Origin of the sequence: uncultured Gimesia sp. (genome assembly GCF_963976445.1) — a bacterium.
In the GTDB taxonomy this organism is placed as follows: Bacteria; Planctomycetota; Planctomycetia; order Planctomycetales; family Planctomycetaceae; genus Gimesia.
On the sequence record NZ_CAXBKP010000014.1, the window covers coordinates 1 to 12,686 of the forward strand.

A 12,686-nucleotide genomic window follows, 5' to 3' on the forward strand; every position below is an offset into this window, starting at 1 on the left:
GGATGAAGAGTACGAGGATGAAGAGTACGAGGATGAAGAGTACGAGGATGAAGAGTACGAGGATGAAGAGGCGAAGAATTGACTGGGAATTTGAGAGGACTTCCTCTATGCTGGACCGTCTGATTGGTATTTGGGTTAACAAGTTACTCCACCAGTGATTCCAGGATACAATGACCGAGTCTGTTTTGGGGAATAAATCCATCGTTTTTGCAGGAGGCGGGACAGGAGGTCATCTGCTTCCCGGAATCGCTGTCGCAGAACAATTGACTTTTCTCGGGCCATATCAGATTACTTTTGTAGGCTCAGACCGCACAGTCGAACAGCAAATCATTGAAAGCTCAGGGTATCAGCACCTCAGTTTACCTGCGTCGTCAACCAGCGATTTAAAACGCGCCCCCTTTCGATTTCTCTGGAATAACAGCCGCGCCTTTTTTCAGGCACTTCGTTTCTTAAGAAAAGAATCTCCGGCTGTGGTGATTGGCCTGGGAGGTTTTGCCAGTGTGCCAGTGATTCTGGCGGCTTCCTGGTTAAAAATTCCGATTGTGTTGCTGGAGCAGAATATCATTCCGGGCAGAGCCAATCAGTTTTTGTTTTCGCGATCTTCTCTGGTCTGTATTTCGTTTGCTGAGACATTATTCACAAGAAACAGATCGAGTGCTCAATCCGGTCAGCCCCGTATTGTGATGACTGGGAATCCCGTCCGAAAACAGATTGCGGAAGCGATTTTGCGAACAGAAGAAATAGATCATACAGCCGAAGTGTTAATTCTGATTTTAGGCGGCAGCCAGGGAGCCACCGCTGTGAATGACGCGGTTGTCTCCATGTTGGAGCAAGCGTGGAGTAAACTGCCGAAGTCGCTGCATGTGGTACATCAAACAGGGGTTTCCGGTTTTGCAAGTGTCAATGATGCCTATCAAAGATTGAAAAAGAGGTCTTCCCATCTTAGAGTGACGGTGCAACCTTTCTTTGCTGATCTGACAGAGTGGTACGCCCGAACGGATCTGGTCATTTCCCGGGCCGGTGCCACAACGCTAGCAGAATTAACGTGTCTCGGTCTCCCCGCGATCCTCATTCCATTTCCAAACTCGATCAGGGATCATCAACTGATCAATGCTCGTTTTTATACCGAACGGGGAGCGGCGTTGCTGGTTGAGCAGGCACAGGAGCCGGAACTCACCGCCCGATTGCTTGGGACATTGGTAGTGGATTTGTTGCATGCAGATGAGGAACGAAGCACGATGTCTCGAAAGATGCATGAACTGGCCTTTCCGCAGGCAGCCTGTCGAGTCGCAGAGGAAGTGGCTGGGGTGATCCAGGGTTGACTGGGTGTGTGGTTATGAACACTCTTTTGGCTGGGCTGGAATGTCTACACTGAATCTGAAGGGGCAGAATTTCGGAATATGACGCATTTCAAAGGGGTTTTTCAAGTTTTATCGAATCCGAAAAGTCTGTTGATTCACGAAACAGTGCCTATTTGGTACCTTCCAGATTCTTTGGCTCAATGCAGTAAGTTTGAGAGGTGTAAAATGCATCATTTGCATGAGACTGCTTTCTTGCGGAGTCAGGTTGTCATTTTTTAAAAGAGTAGAGAAACGGAGAAGAGACGTGTCGCTCATAGTCCAGAAGTTTGGTGGAACGAGTGTAGCCGATACCAGCAAAATTCTCGCTGCAGCACGACGCGCTACGGAAATGCATCAAGCGGGTCATCAGGTCGTGATGGTGGTCAGTGCGCGTGGCAAAAAGACGGATGAACTGGTGCGTCTGGCTGCGGAAATGACAGATAGCCCTACTCCGCGTGAAATGGACATGTTGTTGTCTACGGGGGAACAGGAATCAGTTGCATTGATGGCGATGGCCATTCATAAGCTGGGAGGAGAAGCGATCAGTCTGACCGGATCTCAAATTGGTGTCGTTACAGATTCGTCGCATACGAAGGCACGCATCATTTCGATTTCAACAGAGCGGATGCGTACCGCCCTGAGTGAAGGCAAGATTGTCATTGCCGCCGGTTTTCAGGGGCGGGACAAGGATTGGAATATCACAACGCTCGGACGCGGTGGTAGTGACACGACCGCGACGGCATTAGCAGCTGTGCTGGATGCAGACATGTGTGAAATTTATACCGATGTAGAGGGCGTGTTTACAACCGATCCTCGAGTCGTGCCTGAGGCCCATAAAGTCGACAGTATTTCTTATGACGAAATGTTGGAGCTGGCAAGCCTGGGCGCAGGGGTGATGCACTCGCGGTCGATTGAGTTTGCGAAAAAATATAAAGTGCCTCTGAAAGTCCGCCCGTCATTTTCAGATGGCGAAGGAACTTTGATCGCCGCGCAGCCTTTAGCTGACGCACCCGTGGTGACAGGAGTCGCTTTTGTGCGTGATGAAGTTCGGGTCAGTTTGACCGACATACCCGATGAGCCGGGGATCATGGGCAGTATCTTTACCAGGATGGCAGAGCGAAAAATCTGTCTGGATATGATCGTCCAGGATGTGGGAACGGGAGGACTCGCGCGAGTTTCCTTTACCGTTCCGCAGTCCGATCTGGCGGAGACACTGACTGCAGCCAGCGAAGCGATCGATGCCATTGGTGCCGGAAAGATTCAACATGGGACCAATCTTTCCAAAGTCTCAATCGTAGGCAGTGGTATGCGTAATCATTACGGTGTGGCCAGCCGCATGTTCTCGATCCTGGCTGAAGCAGGCATTAATGTGGGCATGATTACAACCAGCGAAATCAAGCTGACCGTTCTCGTTGATCGCAATCAATGTGAAGAAGCGGTGCGTGTGATTCATAATGGTTTTGAATTGGATCATCTCGCCAGCTATACCTTTGCCACAAATCAGAGATTGTCTGACGGTGAGGATTCAGGTGAGTCGGCACAGAGATTGGCACAGTTAGAGCAGGAAATTGTTGATCAGTTAGCGAACATGGAAGACATTGTGGTGAGTGAAGTTCTGCTCGATCAAAGTCAATCTCGCGTGACAGTCCGAAATTTACCTGATAGCCCGGGGATCTGCTCGCGGTTGTTCTCTGTAGTCGCGGAGGGGGGCGTATCGGTCGACATGATCGTGCAGAATATGGGCGAAGAAGAACAGGCTCACCTCTCGTTTACGGTACCCAGAACATCACTGGAAAAGAGTTTGGAACTGGTGAAGCCTCTGCTCACGGAATGGGGCGATGCTGAATTGAGTCATGAAGAGGAAATAGCAAAACTGTCCGTGGTTGGCATCGGTCTCCGCAGTCATACGGGGGTTGGACAAAGCATGTTTAGCGCACTGGCGGAGTCCCAGATCAATATCCAGATGATTAACACCAGTGAGACCCGGATCAGCGCCGTCGTGTCCCTTGAGCATGGCGAGCAGGCCTACCAGGGGTTGTTGAAGAAATTCGAGCTGGATTAAGACTCGATCCTGTTTTTTCTCAGGTTGCTTCACCAAACGCTGCATCCATGAGTTGTGGAAGCTGTGCCGAAAACTGGCTGCGAGGAAGCACCTGAGTGCAGCCGACTGCTCTTGCTTTGGCGAGGCGTTCCGTATCGACGTGTGGGCCGAAGGCAATGCTGGTCAGGCTGGCATCGTTCTGGTGGATCGATGTCAGCAGTTCCCAATCCAGATTCTCTTGATTCAGGTCAATCAGCAGTAACTGACTGGTCCCATTAGATAGAGACGCGGCAGCTTTTTTGCAACTGAGCGCCGTACAGAATGAGTATCCCAACTCTTTTGCTGTGCCCGTGATTTTGCTGAGAAATAGCATATCAGAACAGAGGATGACAATTTGAGTTGATGGATTGGATTCAGTCATTTTAGACGATCAATTATGAGATGATGGAACGGTGAAAATGCACATGTTGCCAGTCGCCGTCCTGTTTTTGCCAGATACGAGTTTCTTCGGCAGCAGCACTTGAATCATGTCCGTGGTCATCAATTGCCTGGACAATTCGAACATAAGTGACCAAAGCAACGTCTCCCATAATCGAAACCATGGGAGAGCTGATGGTCGATTGCCGCGGTCTTCCAGTCGGATTCATTTCAAAATAAAAACGATGGAAGTCCATTCCTGTGATCAGATGCCCTCGCGCTTCCGGTTCAAAAGCTGTCAATTCTTCGTCACAAAGATCTGTGTAGGTATTCCAGTCTTTGTGATCAACGGCATCAAGGAGTTGTTTACTTAATATCAAAAGCTGTTGGACGTCATTGTCTGACATAATGGAATCCTGTTGAGAGAAGTTGCGATGGGGTCAGTTTTTACCCATGTTATCAGTTAATTCGATTTCTGGAAATTGAATCGTCTTCTTATTTTCCTTGGAATTTTGATCTGGCTCATATTCGTCGATGGTGACGGTTTCACTGGATTTGTTCTGTTCCGGTTTCTTCTGGTTCTCTGGCAGGTCAATTTTATCAGGAATATGAATCGGAATCACATCATCTGACGCAGAGGCGAGCGAGTTTTCCGGCAAGAGCCCTTCAATGCCTTTCAGGTTGATTGTCGATCCAACATCCACAAATACCTGGGGATCATAGTCCACTCTAAAACTGACGTCTGCGATGGACAATAAACAACCGGGAGTCAGTTTGGTGTCTCGCTTGGGAGTCAGTTTTTTGCCATCAATAAATGTTCCATTAGAACTACCCAGATCATGAACCAAAGCGACTGATTCTGTCAGAAAGATTTTGCAGTGATGGCGGCTGACCAGGTCAGACTTGAGTTTGATCTCACAGTCAGAGGCTCTCCCGACTAACGTTGTTTTCGAGAGTGTCATGGACTTCATTTTTTTAGAAGGACTTTGAAGACTCAAGCGAATTTTCATAACTCAGCCACACGTAAGAAAACCCGCCGAAGAGAAACTTCGGCGGGAAAGTTGTTCATTTCTGATTTAATTATAGAACTTGGATTGCAGCGAGTCTATGCGGCGGCTGAGTCATCTTCGGGAAAAAGTTGATCCGTCCCTCGGATGATTTCAGGTGTGAGCACATATTTCTTCCCTGCTTCCTGTTCGGGAAGCTCATACATGATGTCAAACATGGCCTGTTCGATCACGCTTCGCAACCCACGGGCTCCCGTATTTTTCTTCTGAGCAATGCGGGCGATTTCGTGAAGAGCGGGTTCCGTGAACTCAAGATGGGCGTTTTCCATCTCGAAGAATTTCTGGAACTGTCTGACAAGCGAGTTCTTAGGCTCGGTCAGTATTCGAACCAGATCATTTTCTTCCAGTTGGGATAAAGTCGATAACACGGGAAGGCGTCCGAGCAATTCTGGAATCAAACCGAATTCCAGAACATCATCGACTGAAGCCTGGGCCAGTAAATCGTTCTTCGATTTTTCCTGCTGTTTTTCTTTCTTCTGGCCTGACTGACCGAAGCCGATTGACTTGCGACCCAGTCGCTTGCCGACAATATCTTCGAGACCTACGAAGGTACCACCACAGATAAACAGGATGTTAGACGTGTCTAATTGAATGTATTGTTGCTCCGGATGCTTTCTGCCACCTTGTGGGGGCACATTGGCAACAGTCCCTTCCAGCATCTTCAATAATGCCTGCTGGACCCCTTCTCCGGAAACGTCGCGTGTAATTGAGACGTTCTGGCTGGTTTTGCCAATTTTATCGATTTCGTCGATGAACAGAATCCCGCGTTGGGCTGCTTCGACATCAAAATCGGCGGCATGTAATAATTTGAGCAAGAGGTTTTCAACATCTTCCCCAACATAGCCGGCTTCGGTTAAGGTGGTTGCATCACCGATGGCAAATGGAACCTGTAGATAACGCGCCAGGCTCTTGGCAAGCAATGTTTTTCCAGAGCCAGTGGGACCGATCAGGAGGATATTGGATTTATCCAATTCGACATCCGAACCTTCTTCTTCGGCATGCATCAGTCTTTTATAGTGATTATGAACGGCAACAGCCATGACCTTCTTGGCACGATCCTGTCCGATGACATAGTCACTCAAATGAGTCACTATTTCACGAGGCGTGGGAACATTCTTGAATAGTTTCTTCGTAGTTCCCCGGCGTCGATGCTCCTGTTCCAGTATTGATTGGCAGACTTCAATACATTCTCCGCAGATATACGCATTGTCGGGTCCCTCTACGAGTGGCCCCACTTCGCGATAACTTTTTCTACAAAAAGAACAGTTTGCGTTTTTCTTCCCAGAAGAATTACGTTTTCCAGAGGTGATATCTCGTCCGGTGGGCATAGCTTCCCTTCAACGGTGTCAACTAAATGATGGCGTTTAACGTCCAGTGAGTTTTGATTCTGCCTCCATGCAAATCATTCGATATGTAGTAAACTTGTGACATGGATTAAAAAATGAAATCTACTTAAATTTTAAAGAGGCAACTTTTGGGTAAATAGAGTAATCAACGAATTATTGATTAGAAGGCAACAGTTAAAATTCTACGTATAACTTCTAATCGGCGTTTTCTGTTTGATCAGTAGTTTCTTTTTTTTCCAAACCCTTCTCGGTCGAATCAACAAGCCGTTTCCTGATGGATCGGAATTCGTCGTCGGTGAGGTCACCTTCTCGGCGCATTTCTGAGAATTGTAGAAGTAATTCACTCGCGTCAACATGACGATCCTCATTTTCCCTAAAACATCCTACGATCCATACGACCAACCAAATCAAAAAACTGACAACGAGAACCGCCAAAATCCACTGAAGCACATGGCCCTCGAACAGTTCCTTGAATAACTTTTGCCTTCCAGCTCCATTTCTCAGAGTTAAAATATATAGAATCACTTTAAAACCGACAGAAATTATTATCTTCCTGCCTTCCCTAATACAAACCCACAACTGCTTTGCTGGCGAAGCCGCCCGCATTCAAATAAAACTCCCTCAACAGCCCTCTCTTACTTATTATATAGGCTCAATAATTATTGGGAAGAGTCTTAATAGAGGCAAGCCCGCCTGCAGTAATTGATCTGTATCGGTCTCTGGGTAGATTAGCACTTCATGCGCCAAAAATCAGTGAATTCTAATATGAGAGAGAAATAAACTCCCTTTGTGGGGGTCTCAAAGGGGAGCCTTCTAGTTCTGCTGAGAGGGGCTGAATCTCTCATTTTAAGCGGAAAATCGGCTATAAGAACGACATTTTCTAATCGAAATCCGTTTAAGAATTCGAATCCATCAAAATTGAGGTTTGTTTTCAGATCCAGCAGTCTGCCAGGCAGAGAAATAGTAAGACTTACATTGTTGAATTTACCTAAAATCAAAGCAGTACAGTGATTTGATCGATTTCTATAAAACACGCGGAGAATTGGCAGGCTCTCAGAGTCTTTGCATTGCATCCCGGGGAATTCACTTTTATGATCAATTCTAGATAGAAGTTTCATTTCGTGGTTGATTGCAGATTTTTGGCTGTCAAAACCAGCACAGCACTACAGACTCATTATTGTTAGGATTTTGAATGGATTTTGAAAAACGTCTTCAGCACGCCATTAACAAAGGGCGCGCAGCCAAAAATGAAGAAATACAACAAGCTGTCGGGAAGAAGATGTCTGAAGAGGAGTTTAAGAATCTTCATTTGAAATACCGACTCGAGATGACTGACCATATTGATGGGGGGTTGAGAAAGCTAGCCGATCATTTTCCCGGTTTTCAATTCAATACACTTATGGAAGAGGAAGGTTGGGGATCCAGGATTACACGTGATGATGTCAGTCTGGGGGCAGGGAAAAAGGCACAGAGCCTCTATACCCGGCTGGAGATGGTCGTTCGGCCTTTTACCGAAACACACATCATTGAACTGGTCGCCAAAGCGACGATCAGAAATAAGGAAACCTTCAATCGTTCCCATTATCAGTTTGTTGCTGAAGCAGATATGGACTCATTTAAGGATCTGGTTGACTTGTGGATTCTGGAGTTTGCAGAACAATTTTCGTTTCAAGCGTAATCATCACTCTCTGAAATTAAAAATAGAGTAAATAGATAAGGTGTTTGTTTTATGGGTCGCCATGCGGATTTCACTCAGGTAGTTGATCGTGGTGCCGTTGCCATTATTCGTGCGCAATCCGGTGAGTTGCTGGTCGATGTTTCTAAAGCCATCTATGCTGGTGGTCTGGATGTCATTGAAGTCACTTTTACGGTACCAGGAGTTCTGGACATTCTGGCTCAGGTCAAACGGGAACTGGGCGACAAGATTCTACTGGGGGCTGGAACGGTGCTCGATACGGAAACGGCCCGCGCTGCGATCCTGGCAGGAGCGGAGTTTATTGTGACCCCGACAGTCAATACCGATGTGATTGAATTATGCAATCGGTATGACAAGTTGATCATGACCGGTGCATTTACACCAACGGAAGTATTGACCGCCTGGGAAGCCGGTGCGGACATCATTAAAATCTTTCCAGCATTTGTGGGTGGACCTGCTTACCTCAAAGCATTGCATGGCCCCCTGCCCCAGATTCCACTGATGCCGACCGGCGGTGTTGATTTAGAAACATTGCCTGCCTATCTTAACGCAGGAGCCTGTGCTGTTGGCTTGGGTAGCTCACTGGTTACGAAACAGATGGTCGAATCTGGCGATCTGGATGGAATTCAGAAGCTGACCACAGAATATATGAATCAGATTGCTGAAATCCGCAAAGGCTGATTATCGTGCGACTTCCGAATTCAAGCGGTGGTCAGGCTTCTCTTTGACTATTGCTCAAAACTGGGAGGTTTTTCTTCTACTGCGCTTCTGTTTTAACCAGAAAGATCCTCTCAAGTCGTACGATCTGATTTGACGATATGCCTAGATAGTCAAGATTCGGTTTACTAGTACCCGTACGTATTGGCTGTTGAATAAATTTACAACTTCTCTGGAGGGGGCTCCGAGCTTGGATAACTTCAAACTGTTGTTGTCTGGGTATGGAGGTGAATTGGCATGAGACTATTGACATTCCTGGTAGTCAGTTGCTGTAGTTGGGGAATTCTAACCGATTCGTCTCAGGCAGCTGCAGTTCCTTCGGCGCCCGTCTATACCAGTAAGACTCAGTTTCGAATTCCCTATCATTATGATCAGGCGGAAATCGATCGCCTGGGGGCCCGTGAAATCAGGCTGTATGTTTCTACAGACCGGGGCGTTACCTGGAACCACTTGAAATCAGTCTCTCCTTCCACGCGCAAATTCCCATTTGAAGCGACTCAGGATGGCGAGTATTGGTTTTCTGTCCGTACTTTGGATTCGAAAAATCAACTGCACCCTTCTGGTCGTGTTTTTGAGCCAGGATTGCGAGTCGTTATTGATACCACACCTCCTCAACTGGAGCTTGATCTACGACAGATTTCTCCCGGTAAAGTCCAGTTGATCTGGAATGCTGAAGATCGGTATCTGGATCCGAGTAAGCTGGTGCTGGAATATTCTCAAAATGAAAGCCAGAACTGGCAACGTGTTATTGTCGCCCCGCATGGGAAGGGGCAGACGACCTGGTCCATTTCTCAAGGTGGTGTTGTTGCTGTTCGGGGTATGATTAAAGACCGAGCCGACAATATGGGGAGCAGTCAGAAGAAGATCCGTGTGGTTGCTTCCGCCAGTCGTACGGTACCTAAGAAAAAACAAGACCTGCTTGATTTTAATCAGCCTATCGCATCAGGGGGGATTCCGGATAACAGTTTAACATTATCCGAGCCGGAACCGCTTGCTCCCTATTCCAGTCAGGGACAGGATTCACAGCCAAAACCGCTTGAGCAGCAGAACCCCCTTGCTAATAATAATCAACTACCCAGTGTATTCCCCAAAGCTGGCACCGGCAGCCAGTCCATGCAGGATTCGGTGAAAGGGCAATTTGTCGCCGATGCTCCAGAGAAACGTCCGCATTATGCGAAAAACCGTTATCCCGCTTCAGAAAAGAATTGGGCGCCCGAACGTAAGCAGGTGTTAAACGGGACACAGTTTCAGATCGGCTTTCAGGTTGACGAAGTCGGCCCGTCAGGGATTGGGGCAATTGAGCTGTATATCACAGAAGACAATGGTCAGAAGTGGTATAAGTATGGTGAAGATGAAGACAAGAAGAGCCCCTTTCATGTAGAAGTTCCCCATGATGGGATTTATGGCTTTGCACTGCGAGTCCGTAGCGGCGTAGGGCTTGCTGATGCACTACCCAAGACAGGCGAAAAGCCGGATGTAGTCATTGTCGTCGATCGCACCGCACCGGCAATTAAGTTGCATCCCATTAAGCAGGGGCTGGGAGGCGAAGCGAATAAAGTGACCATTTCCTGGGCAATGAGTGACCAGAACCCCGCAGAGAAGTCGATTGCCATCAACTATTCGACACAGCCAAATGGTCCTTGGGAACCCATTGTTAACTGGCAGGAAGATATGGGAAGGTTTACCTGGTCGGTTGGACCGGGCAACCCTTCCAAATTTTATCTGCAGGTCGTTGCACGCGATTCAGCAGGTAACATCACGAAAGAGGTCACGCCGGACCCCATCATTCTGGATCTGACAAAGCCTTCGGGCCGCATCGTTGACGTGGAAGTGCTGAATAAGGCTCCTTATTAAGTCAGACCGCATTGATTGATCTAACTCACAGAAACGCTTATGCCTGTTCCGACTTCTCTTCAGTTTTGGGTTCTGAGCTGGGGACTTCAAACTTAGGAGCTGAGAACTCATCCGAACGTTCTTCCGGTGTGGGACGAGGAGTTTCAGGTTGTGATTGAGAGTACGACGCCTGATTGACATCGTCTTCAATTCCACTCACGCCTTTTTTGAATTCAACAATTCCCTTACCCAGGCTGCGCGCGACTTCAGGTAAGCGCTTCCCGAATAGAAGCAGTGCGATGATCCCAACGATGATCATTTCATAGCCGCCAGGCATTCCGAACATCGCAGGTACAGCTGTCATGTGTGTAATTGTCTGGAACATTTTTGAACCTCTTTTATTTTAAGGTGTTGAAGGACGCTTTACTGAAAAGCCAATGTCCTCTGAGCCTCGTTACTATTTTATACCATCTTTAATCATTTTGACGCGATCAAATCGGTCCTATTCTGACTGCTTATCGTGTTCGGAGTCATGAGGGGGAAACTTTGAAGATTCCCCTTCATCAATATCTTCTCGTGCCCCTTTTTTGAACTCGACTATACTTTTCCCGAGAGAATTCATGGCTCCTGGTAAACGCTTACCAAACAGCAGCAATATAATCCCTAAAATGATGGTAACTTCAATCCAGCCTGGAAAGCCAAACATACTACGGTCCCACTAACTTTGATGAATCAGTCGAAGTCGACGACGATTACAGTTTTCTTGAGGAATCAGGTTCTTTCGGTGAAATGGTAACAGATGGAGATGTCACCGAAAATGAACACCAGCAATATGGGAATGTTCCAAAAAGGTATGCGCTGTTGGCACTGAGGAAAAGACCGAAGGAAAGTTCTCGTTCCTGCTTGGTGGCTCTGCGAAAATACATCTCGGAGGAAATCCCATGGGATGGATATCCACTCGGTTTGCCCGCAGGAGTCGCAGGAGGATTGAGCGGTAAGTACTTAAATCATAACCGCGCAAACGCGTCTGTCAACAGAATTTAACGGCCCAATTCTGTTGATTTGGCATTCTGAACGTCAATATGGGAAAAAAAACGCCTTTTAGGGTTTTCCGACTCTTGGCAGATGTGAAAAACCTGCTTTGACTTAACCTGTTGCTGCATCTTGAGATGTTTTCTGGAGCAGGAGTAGCATTTCAACCCATTGAATCGATTGTGCAAATGCGTTTAACTCCGGGGCCTGCGTTGATTCACATTCCGCACAACAATCGACAAATGCGTTCAGTGACCAGCGTTTATTTTGCAAGAGCCGACTTTTCCAGTCCTCAACCGAATCGCCGTAATTCAGATCAAATAAGGTCTGTACTACGTCTGGTAAAACGTCATGCAGCGGGTGATAGCCTACCGCCCTGCTCCAGTATTTGGCATTCGAATAGTCAGGCTCTCTGCGGTGCATGATATGATGCCAGTAGTCACCCGCCCCGTGTATCCCCTGGCTTTGAACTGACTGTGAATATTCATGACTTTCGTCCAGATAGTCATGCATGCAGAGCAGCCCTGCTTTGAGCGCAATTGCATCGGCCTGAGACAAAATGGCAAGCAGATCCTGAGCTGGTTCATAGGCCCGTAGTAAATGGAGTAGCCAGTCTCGATCAGGACCAGGATCATCAGGAGCCAGGGCTGGAAATATTCCTGAAATGAGGTTTACCCGTGAGGATGTCTTTGATTCAATCAACTGGGCTGGGACTCCTTTTTGTGCCAGGAGAATCAGTGTCTGCCAAATTAGATCCGTCGATTCCTCAAAGTCTTTCAGGTTTTCAAAATCCGTTTTGCGGATCAGTACGACTGCATGCTGAAGCGGATTCATAGCCAGCGAAGCCGCTACAGGAGGCAGGGTTTCGTATGCCCCGACAAATGGACTGGAATCGTGGAAAGGCAGAAAGTAGACTCCCGCCTGATCTCGATTTAGCTTCAGATTGCTCAATTGATTGAAGAATGACTGATCAACGGGTTGTGACAATTCGATGAAACCAACGTAATCCGAATCGGCTTCTTCAAATAGTGAATTTAAGGTCTCGCGAGTTATGTTTGAGAACCCTTTGAGATCCAGGCTGCTGAACGTCAGGTGAGAAAAATTGCTGAGACCTTCAGGCGGTTTTTCGTTTCCGGAAAGATAAATATGGATTGATACGGTCATGGGAATGAAATTTCAGTAGTAGAACCATTGAGA

At 47.3% G+C, this 12,686-nt stretch carries 13 protein-coding genes; 5 read left to right on the forward strand and 8 right to left on the reverse strand.

The features are described from left to right. Positions 1 to 170: 170 nt before the first annotated feature. Complete coding sequence (gene murG, locus AAC022_RS15895) at positions 171 to 1,322, forward strand: undecaprenyldiphospho-muramoylpentapeptide beta-N-acetylglucosaminyltransferase (protein ID WP_339732506.1); 1,152 nt, start codon at positions 171 to 173, stop codon at positions 1,320 to 1,322. A gap of 283 nt (positions 1,323 to 1,605) precedes the next feature. Continuing rightward, complete coding sequence (locus AAC022_RS15900; RefSeq protein ID WP_339732507.1) at positions 1,606 to 3,402, forward strand: aspartate kinase; 1,797 nt, start codon at positions 1,606 to 1,608, stop codon at positions 3,400 to 3,402. A gap of 19 nt (positions 3,403 to 3,421) precedes the next feature. Here AAC022_RS15900 and AAC022_RS15905 read toward each other — a convergent pair whose 3' ends face one another. The 5 genes from AAC022_RS15905 to AAC022_RS15925 all read right to left on the reverse strand — a co-directional run bounded on the left by AAC022_RS15905 (position 3,422) and on the right by AAC022_RS15925 (position 6,817). Next, the gene (locus AAC022_RS15905; RefSeq protein ID WP_339732508.1) at positions 3,422 to 3,802 is read right to left on the reverse strand and encodes a hypothetical protein; all 381 of its coding nucleotides are present in this window, start codon (positions 3,800 to 3,802) and stop codon (positions 3,422 to 3,424) included. A gap of 13 nt (positions 3,803 to 3,815) precedes the next feature. Beyond that, a complete protein-coding gene (locus AAC022_RS15910) occupies positions 3,816 to 4,205 on the reverse strand; it encodes a DUF4440 domain-containing protein (protein ID WP_339732510.1) in 390 nt (129 codons plus the stop codon). A 33-nt stretch (positions 4,206 to 4,238) separates the two neighbouring features. Next, a complete protein-coding gene (locus tag AAC022_RS15915; protein WP_339732511.1) occupies positions 4,239 to 4,760 on the reverse strand; it encodes an FHA domain-containing protein in 522 nt (173 codons plus the stop codon). Between the two features lie 143 nt (positions 4,761 to 4,903). After that, positions 4,904 to 6,193 (reverse strand): ATP-dependent Clp protease ATP-binding subunit ClpX, encoded by a 1,290-nt coding sequence (gene clpX, locus AAC022_RS15920; protein WP_339732513.1) that lies wholly within the window; start codon positions 6,191 to 6,193, stop codon positions 4,904 to 4,906. Between the two features lie 213 nt (positions 6,194 to 6,406). After that, the gene (locus tag AAC022_RS15925) at positions 6,407 to 6,817 is read right to left on the reverse strand and encodes a hypothetical protein (RefSeq protein WP_339732515.1); all 411 of its coding nucleotides are present in this window, start codon (positions 6,815 to 6,817) and stop codon (positions 6,407 to 6,409) included. 586 nt (positions 6,818 to 7,403) lie between these two features. Here AAC022_RS15925 and AAC022_RS15930 point away from each other — a divergent pair. From AAC022_RS15930 to AAC022_RS15940, 3 genes are all read left to right on the forward strand, one after another. After that, positions 7,404 to 7,889: a hypothetical protein gene (locus tag AAC022_RS15930; protein WP_339732517.1), complete on the forward strand. Its 486-nt coding sequence runs from the start codon at positions 7,404 to 7,406 to the stop codon at positions 7,887 to 7,889. Between the two features lie 51 nt (positions 7,890 to 7,940). After that, positions 7,941 to 8,588, forward strand: a complete 648-nt coding sequence (locus AAC022_RS15935; protein WP_339732519.1) for a bifunctional 4-hydroxy-2-oxoglutarate aldolase/2-dehydro-3-deoxy-phosphogluconate aldolase — start codon at positions 7,941 to 7,943, stop codon at positions 8,586 to 8,588. A gap of 273 nt (positions 8,589 to 8,861) precedes the next feature. Next, the gene (locus tag AAC022_RS15940; protein ID WP_339732522.1) at positions 8,862 to 10,478 is read left to right on the forward strand and encodes a hypothetical protein; all 1,617 of its coding nucleotides are present in this window, start codon (positions 8,862 to 8,864) and stop codon (positions 10,476 to 10,478) included. A 37-nt stretch (positions 10,479 to 10,515) separates the two neighbouring features. Here AAC022_RS15940 and AAC022_RS15945 read toward each other — a convergent pair whose 3' ends face one another. From AAC022_RS15945 to AAC022_RS15955, 3 genes are all read right to left on the reverse strand, one after another. Next, positions 10,516 to 10,842, reverse strand: a complete 327-nt coding sequence (locus AAC022_RS15945) for a twin-arginine translocase TatA/TatE family subunit (RefSeq protein WP_339732523.1) — start codon at positions 10,840 to 10,842, stop codon at positions 10,516 to 10,518. A gap of 117 nt (positions 10,843 to 10,959) precedes the next feature. Further along, positions 10,960 to 11,163 (reverse strand): twin-arginine translocase TatA/TatE family subunit, encoded by a 204-nt coding sequence (locus AAC022_RS15950; RefSeq protein WP_339732525.1) that lies wholly within the window; start codon positions 11,161 to 11,163, stop codon positions 10,960 to 10,962. 440 nt (positions 11,164 to 11,603) lie between these two features. Further along, positions 11,604 to 12,653, reverse strand: a complete 1,050-nt coding sequence (locus AAC022_RS15955) for a hypothetical protein (RefSeq protein WP_339732526.1) — start codon at positions 12,651 to 12,653, stop codon at positions 11,604 to 11,606. Positions 12,654 to 12,686 lie beyond the last annotated feature (33 nt).

Coding starts and splice junctions, on each gene's coding strand:
- AAC022_RS15905 (WP_339732508.1), bottom strand. CDS start 3,802: ATGACTGAATCCAATCCATCAACTCAAATTGTCATCCTCTGTTCTGAT.
- AAC022_RS15925 (WP_339732515.1), bottom strand. CDS start 6,817: ATGCGGGCGGCTTCGCCAGCAAAGCAGTTGTGGGTTTGTATTAGGGAA.
- AAC022_RS15915 (WP_339732511.1), bottom strand. CDS start 4,760: ATGACACTCTCGAAAACAACGTTAGTCGGGAGAGCCTCTGACTGTGAG.
- AAC022_RS15935 (WP_339732519.1), top strand. CDS start 7,941: ATGGGTCGCCATGCGGATTTCACTCAGGTAGTTGATCGTGGTGCCGTT.
- clpX (WP_339732513.1), bottom strand. CDS start 6,193: ATGCCCACCGGACGAGATATCACCTCTGGAAAACGTAATTCTTCTGGG.
- AAC022_RS15910 (WP_339732510.1), bottom strand. CDS start 4,205: ATGTCAGACAATGACGTCCAACAGCTTTTGATATTAAGTAAACAACTC.
- murG (WP_339732506.1), top strand. CDS start 171: ATGACCGAGTCTGTTTTGGGGAATAAATCCATCGTTTTTGCAGGAGGC.
- AAC022_RS15945 (WP_339732523.1), bottom strand. CDS start 10,842: ATGTTCCAGACAATTACACACATGACAGCTGTACCTGCGATGTTCGGA.
- AAC022_RS15950 (WP_339732525.1), bottom strand. CDS start 11,163: ATGTTTGGCTTTCCAGGCTGGATTGAAGTTACCATCATTTTAGGGATT.
- AAC022_RS15955 (WP_339732526.1), bottom strand. CDS start 12,653: ATGACCGTATCAATCCATATTTATCTTTCCGGAAACGAAAAACCGCCT.
- AAC022_RS15930 (WP_339732517.1), top strand. CDS start 7,404: ATGGATTTTGAAAAACGTCTTCAGCACGCCATTAACAAAGGGCGCGCA.
- AAC022_RS15940 (WP_339732522.1), top strand. CDS start 8,862: ATGAGACTATTGACATTCCTGGTAGTCAGTTGCTGTAGTTGGGGAATT.